Here is a 16108-nt window from a genome sequence, read left to right as displayed (position 1 = left end):
GGGTGCGCTGGTGCCAGGAACGGCTTCTGAGGTGGCGGACTCAATCATCCAGCTAGCCCAACCGCGCCGGTCGCGTCACACCTCGTCGTGCACCCAACTCATCAGCTTGCGCAGCTTCTTGCCGGTCGTCTCCAAGGGGTGGTTCTCGTCGGTCTTCTTGTACTCGTTGTAATTGGGCAGGCCCGCGTTGTACTCGTTGATCCAGTTCCGGGCGAAGGTGCCGTCCTGGATCTCGTCGAGGACCTTCCTCATCTCGGCCTTGGTGGCGTCGGTGATGATCCGCGGGCCGGTGACGTAGTCGCCCCACTCGGCGGTCTCCGAGATCGACCAGCGCATCTTCTCCAGACCGCCCTCGTACATCAGGTCGACGACCAGCTTCAGCTCGTGCAGGCACTCGAAGTAGGCGATCTCCGGCTGGTAGCCCGCCTCGACCAGGGTCTCGAAGCCCGCCTTGACCAGCGCGGACACGCCCCCGGCGAGGACGGCCTGCTCCCCGAAGAGGTCGGTCTCGGTCTCCTCGGTGAAAGTGGTCTTGATGACGCCCGCCCGGGTGCCGCCGATGCCCATCGCGTACGACAGCGCGAGTGCGAACGCATTGCCGCTCGCGTCCTGCTCGACCGCGACGATGCACGGCACACCGCGGCCCTCTTGGTACTGGCGGCGCACAAGGTGGCCCGGGCCCTTGGGGGCGACCATGCACACGTCCACGTTCGCCGGGGGCTTGATCAGGTCGAAGCGGATGTTGAAGCCGTGCGCGAAGAACAGCGCGTCGCCGTCCTTGAGGTTGTCCTCGATGGACTCCCGGTAGACCTTGCCCTGAATCGGGTCCGGCACCAGGACCATGATGACGTCCGACTCGGCAGCGGCCTCGGCCGGCGTGACCACGCGCAGCCCCTGCTCTTCGGCCTTCACGCGGGACTTGGAGCCCTCGGGCAGCCCGACCCGCACGTCCACACCGGAGTCGCGCAGCGAGAGCGCGTGGGCGTGGCCCTGGCTGCCGTAGCCGAGAACCGCGACCCTGCGGCCCTGGATGATGGACAGGTCGGCGGCGTCGTCGTAGAACAGCTCAGCCATGTGTGACTTCTCCTCAGCTGATGTGGGGGTTGCTTTTCCCACCGTATGCCGGTGGGCGGAAAGGGGTCTTGAGGATCTGGGCATGTGGTCGGCGTATGGGTCAGCCAAAAGTGGTCCAGTCCATTCGGCTACTCGTATTCGGCCGCTGGTATTCGGCTACGGTATTCGGCTGGCGTGCAAGAACCCCGCCGGGGTTCACAACTGCTCAACCGCTGTTGGCCTCGGGCGATGCGCTTGGCCAGCGACCGGGCAAGTAGCCCCAGCCACGGCTGCCAGGTTGGCCACAACTGTCCAACGAGCTGCACTACGTGCCCGCAGTTTTATTCGGAACGCTTCTTGAGCTCGTGGAGCTGTGTCACTTCGCCCTGTCCAGCGAATCTGGGAACATCCTATGTCTCGCCTCGAAAGGCTTACCGGGGCTAGTTTTGGGTTGCATTGCGAGTATCCAGTCAATCCACGAATGCGACTCATGGTCCACCACGCAGCGAAACAGTATGTCGGCGCCTGGAGCTATGCATCCGTCATCTGACGTACAGGCCTTTCGGCTAGTACTCCAGCTGCAACACCATGACCCTGTTGGTGATGTTGGCGGGGTCATGCGGCGGCTGCACACAGCGCGTGAAAGCGCGCGGTGCGGCGGCGGGGGGCGAGGGTGCTTGAAGTTGAACGAAGTACGAAGTGTAAGTCAGCCTGGGAGGCGGCCGGATCGGTTGGCAGGTCCCTTCCTTGTTTCCCCTAGCAATTGCCCTACTCACCAAGTCCCGGTTCCTGGTCTCCTCAACACGTTGCCAGTAGGTCACTCAAGGGCGATAGGGCGCCTTGGCGCGGACGCGATCGACTGATCCCTCCCCCACGGCGGATAGCCGCGGAACGCCCGTTTTCCGCCGGAGCGTTGGTTGCCGCGATGCCGCGTTCTCGGAGGACGCCCCAGGGAAGACGAACTGCCCGAAATGCTGATCGTCACGGGTGCTGATGACGAACAGCTCAACGCGGTCCTCGGTGTCGAACGGACGCATCAGCCCTTCCGGGGACCTCTGCCACGCCATTACGAACTGACCGACCTTTGTCGGCGCGGTCTCCGCGGCACGGAACCTGAGATCACGGCCGTCCAGACTAAGCACGTACGCCGCATACTCCGCGCTCTCCGCTTCCGGAACTGGTTGCGAGCAGGTGAAGCCACCCGGGTCGTACGCCAGTGCCTTCGCCGCCAGAAGGTCGCGATGGACCGGCACCGCGCATGACCAGAATGCGGGCCCGGCGTCACCGTGCTCGCCGGGTTTCCTCTCTATCGCCCCTCACCATTCACTCATCCCGCCATCGATCGCATCGAACACGCGAGCGAGCATCCTTCATGGACGGGGCATCGACGCGCGCAGACCGATCTGGCTGCCTTAGATGAGGTCTTGGAGCGTGATCGGCAGATGTTGGACCGGGTCAGCCCTGCCTCTTGCGGTGGGGGACGGTCCTCGGCACGGCGCACAGCCCGATTCGGGTGGGATGCATAATCGGCGATATGTCCTCCCGTGCTCCGTCGGTCCTCGCACACCGTCTGGTCGCTCGGGGCCCCTTCGCCGGGCCCGGAGGTCGGCGGTGGTGGCTGTGGCGGGCCGCGGGTGAGGCGGTTGCAGCCGGCCTGCTGGTGCTGCTCACATTTGTGGCTGAGGCGTTGATGTTGACGGTCCGGTTGAGCGGGTACGCGGTGTTCCTGGCGTTCATCGGCGTCGGGCTGATGGTGGTACGGCGCCGGTTTCCGGCAGTGAGCATGCTCGGGTTGTCCGCGCTGATGGGCCTCCAGCCGCTTATGGCGCAACCCCCCATGGGGCTGCTGACTGCGGTGGCCGCGTACACATTTGCCCGGCAGACGGAGGCGCCGCGGAGACGCGCCGGGCTGCTGCTCGCGGCAGTCGCGCTGGCCATGCTGGCCTGCTTTGCATCAGCTCCTGACACCGGTATCGGCAGCAGGTCGTCCGGGCTCGCGCTCGGTGCGGTGCTCGCCGCGACCACGGTCCTCGTGCCGGGCCTGGTTGGCACGGCGGGCGGGCAGCAGGACCGGTTGTTGCAGGCGCTGCGCGAGCGTGCGGCCGCCGCCGAGGAGGCGCGGCGGCTTGCGGACAGCGAGTCGCGCATGCACGAGCGGTCGCGCATCGCCGCGGAGATGCACGATCTGGTCGGACACCGGCTGAGCCTGATCTCGCTGCATGTGGGCGGTCTGGAGATGGCGCTGCGCGAGCAGTCGCCGCAGCTGCGGGAGGAGGCCTCGATGGTGCGCCGGGCTACCCGTGAGGCGATGCAGGAGCTGCGCCAGACGTTGCGGGTTCTCGGCCCGCTGGGGCGGGACACCGGCACCGACGTGCTGACCGACGCGACGGGCACCCGCTCGGACATCGAGGCACTGGTTGAGGATTCACGCGGCGGCGGCATTCCCGTCGAGTTCTCGTGGCAGGGGGAGGATCTCGACGCGCGGCCGGCCCGTGTGCGGCGGGCGGTGCACCGGGTGGTGCGCGAGTCGCTGACCAACGTCCACCGGTATGCGGCCGGGGCCCATGTGACCGTCGCGGTCACGCACGCCGACGAGCGGGTGGGGATCCTGGTCCGCAACGGCGTTGCGGACCAGGATCCCGCCGCCCCTACGGGTCTGGGTTCCGGGCGCGGGCTGATCGGCCTGCGGGAGCGGGTGACGCTGCTCGGTGGCACTTTTGAGGCGGGCTCGATGCCGGGCGGCGGGTTCACCGTCGCGGCGGAGATCCCCGCGGATCCGGGGAGCAGTGGGGTCTCGGCCGACGCGGCACCGTACGAGGCGGCGGCGGTCGGCACCGTTGGGCCCGCCAGCGGGCTCTCCCGCGTCCAGCGGCGGTTCACCAGCGCCGTCACCGGCCTGCTCGGCCTGGTGTGCGTGAGCCTGATGATGCTGTTCGGGGTGGTGATGGTGCACGCGGCCCAGCCCGGACTCGGACACCACCTCACGTCACCTCAGGTAGGGATGTCGAAGCAGCAGGTGGAGCACTTCCTGACCGGAGACGACAGCGCAGTGCGCGCGCTTGCATTTGGCCATGAGCCCGAACGACCCGAGTCCGCCACCGACTGCCTCTATCCGTACGTTCGGAGCAAGCCGCAGGGCGGGCGGCTCGCGATCGTCCGCTACTGTTTCCGCTCCGACACGCTGATCGCGATCGACCGCTTTACGGTGCCTACGGTGGCCGAGAGGCCCCACGAGAGCAGGGCGCATGACTGACCGCACCGACGGTGACGATTTCGTGGCGAGTCCCGGAACGGGTTCCACGGTCCGGGTGTTGGTCGCCGACGACGAGGAGATGATCCGTCACAGTGTCCGGCTGATCCTGCGGCATGCCGACGGCATCGAGGTGGTGGACGAGGCTACCAACGGCGCCGACGCCGCTCGGCTCGCCGCCGAGCACCGGCCCGACGTGGTACTCCTCGACATCCATATGCCCGTACTCGACGGGCTCGCGGCCATCGAGCGGCTGGTCACCCTCGCCCCCAAGCCGCAGGTCGTCATACTCACCACCTTCGGCGAGGAGGAGAACGTCATCCGGGCTCTGCGGGCCGGTGCCACTGGCTTCCTCCTCAAGGACGACGGGCCGCAGGAGCTGATCAGCGCGGTACGGGCCGCGGCGGCGGGGGACGCGGTCCTCTCGCCCGGCGTCACCGGAGCTGTCATCCAGCGGATGTTGCGCGGCGGGGCCGCCGCAGAGGCTGGGGCCGCAGCACCGGACCTTCGGCTCGCGGGACTGACCGACCGGGAGCGCGAGGTACTGGTCATGCTGGGGCAGGGGCTGTCCAACCTGGAGATCGGGCAGCGCCTCGGTATCGGTGTGGGGACGGTCAAGACGCACGTCCGCTCGATCCTGGAGAAGACGGGGTCGGGCAGCCGGGTCCAGGCGGCCCTCCTGGCCCACCAGGCCGGCCTCATGGGCTGAAGGCCCCTGCCTCGGACCGTGTCCGAGGTGCGGCACCGCCGCGCCCGGGGCGCCGCTGGCCCTTGGGCAGCCTCCGCAAGAGCTCCCAGGTGGCGACCAGAGTCGGAAGGCCGCCTCGGGGAAGGTCTCGGACATCTCTTCCCAAAGGTAGAGGCCCTGTGGTCCGCGAGGCGTACGCCCCGCTGCCGCTATGTCCTTCGGTAGGCCACTCATTCCCTCCATCAGAGGGACGGATCCGTGGCGCCTGCGCGGCCACGCTGGAAGGGAGTTGACCGCCCTCTCCAGGAGCCCTGATGTCGCAGGCAGCAGCTACCCTCACAACCCACCGGGCCCCCTCCGGCGTGGCCGCGCGCGCCACGGATCTGAGCAAGGTCTACGGCCGGGGCGAGACTCGCGTCGTCGCCCTCGACTCGGTGTCCGTGGAGTTCGCGCGCGGCCGGTTCACCGCGATCATGGGACCGTCCGGCTCCGGCAAGTCGACGCTGATGCACTGCATGGCCGGGCTCGACACCTTCTCCACCGGATCTGCCCGGATCGGTGACACCGAGCTGTCCGGCCTCAACGACCGACGGCTCACCGAGCTCCGCCGGGACAAGATCGGCTTCATCTTCCAGGCGTTCAATCTGCTCCCCACGCTGAACGCCGTCGAGAACATCACGCTGCCCATGGACATCGCCGGCCGCAAGCCCGATCAGCAGTGGCTGGACCTGGTCGTGCGGACCGTCGGCCTCTCCGAACGGCTTCGGCACCGCCCCTCCCAGCTCTCCGGTGGCCAGCAACAAAGGCTCGCCGTGGCTCGCGTGCTGGCAAGCCGACCGGAGATCATCTTCGCGGACGAGCCGACCGGCAACCTCGACTCCCGCTCGGGAGCCGAGATCCTAGGCTTTCTGCGGGAGTCCGTTCGCGAGCTGGGGCAGACCGTGGTGATGGCCACCCACGACCCGGTGGCCGCCTCCTACGCCGATCGTGTGGTCTTCCTCGTCGACGGCCGCATCGTCGACGAGCTGCGGAACCCGACGGCGGACGACGTCCTGGACCGCATGAGGCGCTTCGATGCCGAGGACGGCACCGGCTGAGCACGCCGGACCGCCGGCACCACCGATCCGCTCCCGTACTCCCAGGACTGAACCATGTTCCGCACCGCCCTGCGCAATGTGCTCGCGCACAAGGCCAGGCTGCTGATGACGGTGCTCGCCGTGTTGCTCGGCGTCGCCTTCGTCTCCGGCACCCTGGTCTTCACCGACACCCTCGGCAACGCCTACAAGAACCAGTCGGCCAAGTCGTACGACAACGTGGCCGCCGCCATCACCTCCTCCGGCAGCCCCTCCGGCCCGCCGCGCGGCAAGAAGCACGACGAGGGCATCAGCCAACAGACCGTCGACCGGATCGGCAAGCTGCCCGGCGTCGCCTCCGCCACCGGGCAGGTCTCCGGGTTCGCCGGAGTCGCCGACACCAAGGGCAAGTTGATCGGAACCACCTCGGTCAACTCCGGTACCAACTTCGCGCCCGGCACGAACGGCAGGGACCCGCGCTACGCGTTCGTCTCCGGCCGCGGCCCGGCGCGCACCGGTGAGGTCGCGCTGGACAAGGACACCGCCGACACGGGCGGCCTCCACGTCGGCGACCCGGCGCGGATCGCCACCAACGGGCCGGTCAAGACGTACACCGTCACCGGCGTCTTCACCACCGACGACAGCGCGGTCAGCGCCGGCGGGTCACTGGCGCTGTTCGACACCGCCAGCGCCCAGTCGCTCTACCTGGCCCCCGGTCACTTCTCGGACGTAACCGTCACCGCCGACAAGGGCGTCTCACAACAGAAGATCCTCGACGAGGTCACCCCGTTGCTGCCCAAGGACGGCAGTACCACCGCACAGACCGGCAAGCAGCTCGCCGACCAGCAGGCCCAGCACATCGAGCAGCAGTTCAGCCTGATGGGCATCGTCCTGCTGGTCTTCGCCGCCATCGCGGTGTTCGTCGGGATCTTCCTGATCGCCAACACCTTCACCATGCTGGTGGCGCAGCGCGCCAAGGAGCTGGCACTGCTGCGGGCGCTGGGCGCGAGCCGCCACCAGGTGAGCCGCTCGGTGCTCACCGAGGCGCTGATCGTGGGAGCCACCGCGTCGGCAGCCGGCTTCGGGGGCGGCGTCGGGATCGCCGTGGCACTGCGCTCGGCTATTGGTTCCTTGGGCTTCAAGGTGCCTTCGGGTCCGCTGGTGGTCGCGCCGACGACGGTGGTCGCGACGTTCGCGGTGGGTGTGCTGATCACCATGTCGGCCGCCTGGCTGCCCGCCCGCCGGGCCGCGAAGATCCCGCCGGTGGCGGCGATGAACAGCTCCTCCCTGCCCGCACCAACCAAGTCCCTTGCGATACGAAATGCGGTCGGAGCGTTCTTGGCTGTGGCCGGTGCCGCGCTGATCGCCGCAGGCAGTGCGTCGACCCTCAGGAACGGCACCGCGTACCTCATCGGTGCCGGGTCATTCCTGCTGCTCGTCGGTGTGATCACGCTGGCACCGCTGCTGTCGCAGCCGGCCATCGCCGCCGCTCGGCCGCCGTCGACGCGGATGTTCGGGGTCTGCGGCAACCTCGCCGCCGCCAACGCCCGGCGCAACCCGCGCCGTACCGGCGCCACCGCCTCGGCGCTGACCATCGGACTGACCTTGGTCACCGGTCTTACGGTGCTGGGTGTCTCCGTCGGCCGGGTCGTCGACCACAGGACGGTGGACAACCTGTCGGCCGACTACATGGTTCAGGCACTCAACGGCACGTCGATCGAGGAATCGGCGGCCAGCCAGATCTCCAAGGTGCCAGGCGTCACCGCGGCAACCGCCTTGCGACAGGCTCAGGTTGATGTGGGCGGCGACCGGCGGTCGGTCACCGCGGCAGACCCTGACGGGTTGGCCAAGACGGTCAAGATCAAGACGGTCCACGGCTCGCAAAACGCGCTGGGCGACGGCAAGCTCCTGGTCGACGACCAGGTCGCCAGGAAGCACGGTTGGAAGGTGGGCGCACCACTCCACGTCAACTACCCCGACGGTACGAAGGCCCGCATGACGGTCGGCGGGACCTTCGCCGACAACCTCGTGCTTTCGTCGGTGGTCATGCCGGACCAGATGGTGACACCGCACCTGGGCAGGCCCGAGATCCACCGGCTTCTGGTCACCGTCTCCGGTGGGGCCGACGCCAAGACCGCCCAGGCCATCACCGACGGCCTCGGCGACAACCCCGCCATCTCGGTCATGGACCAGCAGGGCATCCGAGACGCCTTCGGCGGCCGGACCGACACCACGCTCAACATCATGTACGGGCTGCTGGGCATGTCCCTGATCATCGCGGTGCTCGGTGTCATCAACACCCTGGCCATGTCCGTCTTCGAGCGGCGCAGCGAAATCGGCATGCTCCGCGCGGTCGGCCTCGACCGCGGCGCGGTGAAGCGGATGATCCGGCTGGAGTCGGTGGTCATCTCGCTCTTCGGTGCGGTGACCGGTGTAGTGCTTGGCCTGTTCATCGCCTGGGCGGCAGGCCATGCGATCACCCCGGACGTTCAGGGGTATGTCATGGTCATTCCGTGGCCGCGAATCGCGCTCTTCCTCCCGCTGGCGGCCCTGGTGGGCGTACTGGCGGCGAGCTGGCCCGCACGGAGGGCGGCGAATCTGGACCTCCTCGGCTCCATTAAGACGGAATGATTCCACCCCCACGCCCTTAGGGGCTTCGCTCCGGAACCCGGAGGGAACTCTGCTGGCAATTTCGGGGCCAGCCGGCCTCTACGGCCCTCATAGGTCCTGCCCCCTTGCACACCCGTGCCTGTTCGGGCGATCAGAACCGTGACTGCCTGAATCGGGCTGACATCGCGGATACACCTGAATGCAGCGGCGGTGCACTCGACACGCGCGGATGTGATCTGCGACACGGTCACGTAATGGTGACGACAGGGCTGACCCTCCGTAGCTTGGAAGGCGCCAACACGCAAATAGATCGGTTCCAAAGGTCAGAAGACCCCTGGTACCTTCGATTTGCTCGCCCCATGGCGGGCGGCGAAGTCGCCCTGGGTCGCTGACCAGAACAGAGGTACAGGGCATGACGCATCCAAACCGCCTTCTGGGGCGTGAAAAAGAGACAGCGACGCTTACCCGGTTGGCGGCCCGTTCCGTAGCGGGTGAAGGGGAGACTGCGTTCGTCGTCGGTGAGGCGGGGGTGGGCAAGACGGCCCTGGTGGAGCAGATGGCCGCGCACGCCGAGAGCCTGGGCATGCAGGTGCTGTGTCATGCCGGGCAGGAGGTGGAGCGGCAGCATCCGTTCGCTGTCATGTCGGCCTGCCTGGCGGTCGACGCGGCGCCAACCGACCCGGATCGAGCTCGCGTTGCCGAGATCCTGCGGGGCGAGGTTCGGTACGGGCTACCGGGCGCAATCGGTGCTGCGGACGCGGCGACGGTTGAGGCGATGCTGGGTCTGGTCGAGGAGTTGTGCGCGCGAGGACCAGCGGCGCTCATCCTAGATGACTTGCAGTGGGCGGATCCGGCGAGTCTGCTGGTGCTGCGGCGATTGATGGCTTCGGTGCATCAGCTGCCCTTGCTGATCATCGGCGCCTGTCGGCCGGTGCCCAGGGTCAGGGAGGTGGACCTGCTCGTCCATAGCATCGGCGTACGCAACCACACCGTTGTGGAACTGACGCCGCTCAGCCCACCCGACGTCTCACAGATGCTGGCGGCCTTGTCCGGCGGCCGACCCGGCCCACGCCTACGTCGCATGGCCGAGGGGGCAGCAGGAAACCCCTTGTACCTCAGAGAGCTGGTCGACGCGCTGGCGCGCGAACGGGCGATCGACATAAGAGGTGGGACCGCGGAGACCACCGCGCGGTGTTCGCCGTCACTGCCCAACCTGATCAAGCACCGGCTGGCTTGCCTCAGCGATGACGCGCTGCACGCTTTGCGTGTCGCCGCCGTGGTGGGCGACAACTGCACGCTCGGCGAATTCGGTGCGGTCATCGGCAGACCACCCCATGAGGTGCTGGGCATCATCACGGAAGCCCAAGCGGCTGGAGTCCTGCGAGACACCGGCGATCGACTGGCTTTCCGCCATGACCTCATCCGGCACACCCTGGCCGACGCGGTCACCGGCCCCGTCCGCTCCATGGTGCATTTGAAAGCGGCGCAGGTGCTCGCGGGCGCGGGTACCGCCCCCGAACGAGTCGCCGAGCACCTGCTCTACGCAGCGCCACAAGGTGAGTTCCTGATCGCATGGCTGGTGGAGTCGGCGCCGCGCCTCACCACGCGCTCCCCCGCGCTCCTCCTGCGTCTGCTCGACAGGGCCTTGGACATCGCCGACCCGGCCGACCCGCACTACGGTGATCTGCGGCTGCATCACGTCATAGCCCACCTGTCCTGCGGCCACTTGGCCGAAGCGGACGACGAGGCCCGCCACGTACTGGCCCGAACTCAGGACCCCGGCATGGAATGCGCCATGCGGTGGGTCATCGTTCAGGCCGCCCTCGCCAGCGACCGGCCGGACGTGGCGCTGATCGAGTCGCGAGCCGCCCGCGCAAGCGCCAGGCTGCCCGCCATCGAGAGGAACCGGTTCCACGCGTTCAGCGCGGTGTGCCTGTTCGCGATGGGCGAGGTGCAACAGGCCGGGGCGCGCGCGATGGCCGCCCGGCGCACCGCTGAAGATGCCGGCGATCCCCATGCCTTGGCTTACGCGTTGCAGATTCTGGCGGCCAAAGGCTTCCTCGAAGCACCGGGCGCCGAAGCACTGGAGCTGGCTCGGCAGGCAGTCCGGCTGCCTCCGCACTCCATCCACCCGGCTCAGCACCTCGGACTTCAATTGGCCCTGGCCAACTTCTACACAGAACTCGACCGAAGCCAGGAAGCCCACCACACACTGGCCGCCGCCCGCACGACCACAGAACACATCGGCGGTCTCTTCTCGCCCTGGTACCACCTCTCCTGCGCACTCCTGGCCTTCAACACGGGCCGATGGGACGACGCCCTGGCGGACGTCGAGGCAGGACTGGATCTCGCACAGCCGTATGCGATGAGCCGACCCCTGCGGGCAATCGCCGCACTCATCGCACTCCACCGCGGCCAACACGACATCGCCCAAACGCACCTCAACGCCACCGCGTCCACGCAGGACCCCGGATCGATCGCCCGGTTCTACGAGTACCTACCGCTCTCCGCAAGCGTTCGCCTCGACGAGGCACACAACAACACCAAGGACGCATACTCCCAACTCGCAACCGCCTTCGACCAGGGCATAGGCCACCTGCCCGGCCAACTCATCCTCGGCTTCCTCGCACCCGACATCGTCCAACTCGCCCTGGCCCACGGAGACACCACCACCGCCCACCGCGTCACCACAGCCGCCCAGAGGAGAGCCGACCACAGCAACGCGCCCAATCACCTCGGTGACGTCTACAGATGCCAAGGGCTCGTGGCTCGGGACCCTCACCTGCTCCTGGAAGCCGCCCGCCACTACCACACCGCCTCACGTCCCCTGCACGAGGCACACGCGTACGCCGACGCCGCAGAACTTCTCGCCCACATCCAACGGCCGGCCGAGGCCCGCGCACGCCTCAGCCAAGCCCTGGAGATATACGACTCCCTGGGTGCCAGTCGGGACAGCGCTCGCGCTCTGTTCCGCCTCCGCTCCATCACCCGAAGCCCACGGAGGGCGCACGATGACGCCCGCTGCGGCTGGGACGCCCTGACCACCACCGAACACATCGTCGCCGGTCACGTCGCCCGCGGCCACTCCAACCCCCAGATAGGCACCCTCATGACCATTTCCCGACGCACGGTCAGCACGCACGTGTCCAACATCCTCAAGAAACTCGACATGACCTCGCGCGTCCAACTCGCAGCCGAAGTCATACGCCGGCACAGTCCCGACGATGGACAGCCAACGGGCTGATCGCCCCTGGCTCGGCGTCCGTCGGCACTGATGCTGCCGTCGCCTGTGCACAACCGGACCGCCCGCATTCCCGCCTTTTGCCGCGCTACACCTGCGGTGGCGTCCGGCCACCGGCTGGCCACCGTCGTTGCGACGCCTGTCTCGGGCGTCGGGACTCTGCCCTCGACCTCTGCCCAGCGGGCAGAGGCGGGGGCTTGCCGTTGTCGTTCCCGGGTGCATCGAGGAGTTCCGCTGGGCGCCGTCGCCGCGCCTTCCGCCAGGTCTGTTCGGACTCGTTTCGTCGTCCCAGAGGCCGGGCAGGCTTTGACAAACATGTCCGAGGTCTGTCTAACCTACGCCGCAGATCGGTCATGAGTGTCAGCGACAAGCCCTGGCTTGCTGACCGGCAACCCTCGCGCCGCGGTGGGGTGCCCCAGGTGACGACCGGACCGGAAGACTTTCGGTAAGCGCGAGGCCAGTTGGGCCGGAACAGAGACGGTGACGGCGGCGCCGTGGCTGCCTGCTGCTGTGCGCGAACCGGTCAGTCGACCTGCTCCGCGTCAACAGCGCTCTGTGTACCGGCACCTGCCGTGCCGTCTGCCAAGGCTGAAGGCTGACGGTCTTCTGAATCTCTGACGCCACCGCCGTCGCGGTGCGCGCCCTCCTTGCCCTCGCGCCGTTCCACGCGTCCCCGTACGCATCGTCACACAGGGCCCCCGGCTGGGCCGTCCCGCTGCGGCATCCGGCGGTCCGGGGTGTCCGAATTCGCTGGAGTCCTCCATGAGTGAACCCCCTGGCGCTGCTGCATTGCTCGCCTCAACGCCTCCTGCCGAGGCAACCCCCGACCCCTCCCCCGAGCCTCGTACCGCACGTACTGGCGAGGCCGAACGGCCGGGTGACGACACCGCACCGCGGCCACTGGCGGCACAGCGGGTGCTGCCGCTGCGCAGACCCGGCCGTTGGATCGCCACGGCGATCGTGCCGGTGCTGGTCGCCCAGATCGCCCACGGACTGGTGACCACCCCCCACCGTCCGGTCCGTGAACGGCCAGCCCAACATCCTGCCCGTCGACGGTGACGAGGGCATCCGCGCCAACCGCTGGCACACCGACGTCACCTTCGTCCGCACGCCCCCGAAGGCGTCGACCCTGCGCAGCATCGTCGTCCCGCCCTACGGCCGCAACACTCTGATCGCCAACTCGGCCGGGGCCTACCAGGACCTGCCCGAGCCGCTGCGCGAACTGGCGGACGAACCGTGGGCGGTGCACACCAACGACTACGACTACGCCGCCCCGAAGAACGACAAGGAGGCCGAGCACCGTAAGCAGTTCGTCTCACGCACGTACCGCACCGCGCACCCGGCGGTACGGGTGCACCCCGAGACGGGGGAACGCGGTCTTTTCATCGGCGGCTTCGCGCAGACCATCGTGGGCCTCGGCCCGTCCGAGTCCCGGGACCTGCTGCGCATCTTCCAGTCGTACGTGACGCGGCCGGAGAACATCGTCCGGGTGGCCCGGACACCGGGTGACCTCGTCCTGTTCGACAACCGCGTCACCCAGCACTACGCCCCCGACGACTACGGCGACCTGCCGCGCCTGCTGCACCGGGTGACCGTCGCGGGGGACGCTCCAGTGGGCGTCGACGGCGCCTCCAGCCGCGCCATCGAAGGCGGTGGCGCCGGCCACTACACACCCGCCGTGGCCTGACGCCCACGGACTCCGGCTGCCGGGTGCGTCCACGCCGAGTAGTCGTTCGTCGCCTGGTATTGATCACGGGTTGACCAAGGGGAGAGGATGGCGCAATGAGTGTCGGGACAAGGATTGCTCTGAAGGCATATGCAAGTCTGCGAGATGTCCAGGCTTTTGCATGGAATCAAAACTTGAATATCGTGGAGGCAACCCGAGAGGATGAGACCCCGACCAGGTTCGGCTGGGAAACCTGCGACGAAACCACGAGTCTCGATTATCTTGAAGATCCGACCCTAGGCGTCAGTTACATCACGATCAGAGGCGAGAGGATCGCCCACCTAAGCGAAGCGGTCCGCACGGGCCTGGCTACCTGGACGTTCCAGGACAGCATGCGTCTCATTTCCACCGGAAGCGACAGCGACGCCATTATTCAAGGCATCTATGTCGGCGCACTCTCTGCGACGCGGAGGGATGTCCCTGTCGTCTCGGAGGCCTTTCGGTCAGCAATTCGACATCCGGATCGGGAAGTTCGACGCGCCGTGCTTGTGGGCATTGGCTACGCGACAGTCAGCACAGAGTTGCGGGAAATCGCAGAGGAAATTCGAAACTCTGATCAGGATGAGGGTATTCGAGTCGACGCAGGGTACCTACTGGAGGGCCTTGAGATGGCCGCCGCGGCCCCCGCTGCCGACCATGGCCGGGCCGGATGAGCGGGGGCCGAGATCCGACGAACAGGGCCGACATCACCCGATCAAGTTCAGTGGCCGCCTCACTGGAAGCAGGCCGCCAGGCCAGCACGGCATTGATTCAACGAGGGGGCAACCGCGCGCGGCGTCAGCCCCTACAAGGGTGCGATTCGTCCGTTCAGTTCTTCAGGTTGAGGATGATCAGGCGCATGGTGTCTGTGCCGGCGTATGTGACGAACACGCCCGCGCCCTTGGCCATGGCGTCAGGGGTGATGGTCTTCCCCGGCAGGGGGGTGGCGGCGCCCGTGGTGGCGGAGACGGAGACCGGGGTCCGCGGCGCGTCCTCGCCGGCCGAGCCGTAGGCGGTGCCGTCGTCGCCGACGGACGCGAGGTTGATCTTCTTGGCTCCCTTACCGCTGTCGGTGCACGTGCCCTTGCCCGTCTTCAGGTCGAAGACGTTCCCGCCCTTGACCAGGAAGCGGCCGTTGGGGGACAGGGCCGGCTTCGTCTCCGCCTTCGGGCTCGGAATGCGGATGGCGTACTCGGTGTCCCTGGTACGGCAAGCGGCGGTGGCCCGGACAGCGCCGGTTGAAAGGTCGTGCACGGCGGAGATGTCGTCCTTCGCCTTGAGCCAGTTGGCGATCACGTAGTTGCCGGCGGCACCGACGATGCGGCCGTTCGGTGTCTCCTCCATGCCGAAGCCGACGTTCTCGTACTTGCGGATGGCTTCAACCCCGGGCGGAGCCACCTTCGTGCTCTGCCAGCCGCCGTCGGCGCCGAAGCCGCCGTCACCCCCGGTGCCCTCTTCGCCGTTGGTCACCAGTCCCTTCGGGCCCTGGAACGACATCAGGTAGTCGGGGTCGACCGCCTTGCCGTTGATGGTGACCTTCGCGTCGCTGGTGTCGGTGGCCTTGCCGTCGGGGGACACCAGGATGCTGTCGCCTCCGTACGAGGTGACGACCATGCCTCCCGGTCCGGGGAGGATGATGGGCCGGTCGAACTTGCCGTCCGGCGCCTCCGCGTTGCCCGTCCCGGCCGGAGCGATGCCCTGTCCGGAGGCATCGGCCGGGTAGAAGGCCACGGAGACGACCTCCTTGTACTCGTGGAGCTTGTCCTTGCGCGCCTCGCCCCGCGCCCACACCGCAAAGTACTCGCGGTCCTGGCCGGGGACCAGAGCGATCTGCGGGACCGCCAGCTTGCCGGACTGCTCGTCGGCCTGCTCCTCGGTGAGCTTGGGGCCCCTCCACGGCTTGCTCGTCGACAGCACCTTGCCGGACGACGCCTCGCGGACGTTCAGGACATAGCCCTGCCCGGTCTTGTCGAGATACGCGACCGTGCCGGCCTTGTGCGAGACCGCGTAGGGCAGGGGCTGACCCTGGGGAAGCCATGCAGCCTGGATCTCCCAGCCCTTGGCGGCGTCGAAGGCGGCCGGGGCAGTGATCTTGCTCGAAAGCGGAGCGCCGCCCGCACTTCCGGTACCACCGCCATGCGCGTCGTCGCCGTCGGTGGCGCCGCCGTCCGAAGTGCAGCCGGAAAGGGTGCAGAGCAGCGCACCTGCCAGCAGTACGGACGTCACCGTCGTCCCGGTCCTCATGCTCTACGCCCCTAGTTCCTTACATCATGGGGGTGTTGAGGCGACGCGCCGCCTCCCCCGGTGGACGGTCTGCAAACGATCAAGCAAGGGTGGAGCGTAGCAGCGCGCCGAGCAGCCCGCTGGCTTGTCGTGTAACTGCCAGCCGTCACGGTCACGTCCGCTGGAGTGGTGTATCGACGGCCACTCGGTGATCTCGTTTTGAGGCTATGCGGTGAGTTCGGTGGGCAGGGTGGTCTCGTCGGTT

9 protein-coding genes, 2 pseudogenes and 1 riboswitch are annotated in these 16108 nt (G+C 67.8%); of the genes and pseudogenes, 8 read left to right on the top strand and 3 right to left on the bottom strand.

Going from position 1 to position 16108, the window contains the following annotated elements; translation table 11 throughout:
- Positions 1-75 precede the first annotated feature (75 nt).
- Both ilvC and AB0C96_RS32110 read right to left on the bottom strand, forming a co-directional pair.
- A complete protein-coding gene (ilvC, locus tag AB0C96_RS32115) occupies positions 76-1074 on the bottom strand; it encodes a ketol-acid reductoisomerase (RefSeq protein ID WP_362922312.1) in 999 nt (332 codons plus the stop codon).
- Between the two features lie 800 nt (positions 1075-1874).
- On the bottom strand, positions 1875-2306 hold the full coding sequence (locus AB0C96_RS32110) for a MepB family protein (protein WP_362922311.1): 432 nt from the start codon (positions 2304-2306) through the stop codon (positions 1875-1877).
- A 422-nt stretch (positions 2307-2728) separates the two neighbouring features.
- Between AB0C96_RS32110 and AB0C96_RS32105 the strand changes: the two genes are divergently transcribed.
- From AB0C96_RS32105 to AB0C96_RS32070, 8 genes and pseudogenes are all read left to right on the top strand, one after another.
- Positions 2729-4306 carry a histidine kinase gene (locus AB0C96_RS32105; protein ID WP_362922309.1) on the top strand — a complete coding sequence of 526 codons (1578 nt, stop codon included), beginning with the start codon at positions 2729-2731 and terminating at the stop codon, positions 4304-4306.
- Positions 4299-5012 carry a response regulator transcription factor gene (locus AB0C96_RS32100; protein WP_362922307.1) on the top strand — a complete coding sequence of 238 codons (714 nt, stop codon included), beginning with the start codon at positions 4299-4301 and terminating at the stop codon, positions 5010-5012. Before AB0C96_RS32105 ends, AB0C96_RS32100 begins: the two co-directional genes overlap by 8 nt.
- Before the next feature lie 293 nt (positions 5013-5305).
- Complete coding sequence (locus AB0C96_RS32095) at positions 5306-6088, top strand: ABC transporter ATP-binding protein (protein ID WP_362922305.1); 783 nt, start codon at positions 5306-5308, stop codon at positions 6086-6088.
- A 54-nt stretch (positions 6089-6142) separates the two neighbouring features.
- Positions 6143-8695, top strand: a complete 2553-nt coding sequence (locus AB0C96_RS32090) for an FtsX-like permease family protein (protein WP_362922303.1) — start codon at positions 6143-6145, stop codon at positions 8693-8695.
- Positions 8696-9086: 391 nt separating this feature from the next.
- A complete protein-coding gene (locus AB0C96_RS32085; protein WP_362922301.1) occupies positions 9087-11918 on the top strand; it encodes an AAA family ATPase in 2832 nt (943 codons plus the stop codon).
- Positions 11919-12264: 346 nt separating this feature from the next.
- Positions 12265-12373, top strand: a riboswitch (SAM riboswitch).
- A 304-nt stretch (positions 12374-12677) separates the two neighbouring features.
- Positions 12678-12923: pseudogene (locus tag AB0C96_RS32080) on the top strand (hypothetical protein); the annotation flags it as partial.
- Positions 12922-13602, top strand: a pseudogene (locus tag AB0C96_RS32075) (TauD/TfdA family dioxygenase); the annotation flags it as partial. The pseudogenes AB0C96_RS32080 and AB0C96_RS32075, both read left to right, overlap by 2 nt.
- Before the next feature lie 95 nt (positions 13603-13697).
- Positions 13698-14294, top strand: coding sequence for a hypothetical protein (locus AB0C96_RS32070; protein WP_362922299.1), 597 nt, complete (start codon positions 13698-13700; stop codon positions 14292-14294).
- A 154-nt stretch (positions 14295-14448) separates the two neighbouring features.
- Here the strand turns inward: AB0C96_RS32070 and AB0C96_RS32065 are convergent, their stop codons facing one another.
- The gene (locus AB0C96_RS32065; protein ID WP_362922297.1) at positions 14449-15864 is read right to left on the bottom strand and encodes a hypothetical protein; all 1416 of its coding nucleotides are present in this window, start codon (positions 15862-15864) and stop codon (positions 14449-14451) included.
- Positions 15865-16108: the final 244 nt, after the last annotated feature.

Origin of the sequence: Streptomyces sp. NPDC048506 (assembly GCF_040651315.1) — a bacterium.
Lineage (GTDB): Bacteria > Actinomycetota > Actinomycetes > Streptomycetales > Streptomycetaceae > Streptomyces.
Note: the sequence above shows the minus strand (reverse complement) of the source record. Positions and strands in the feature narration are given on the sequence as shown.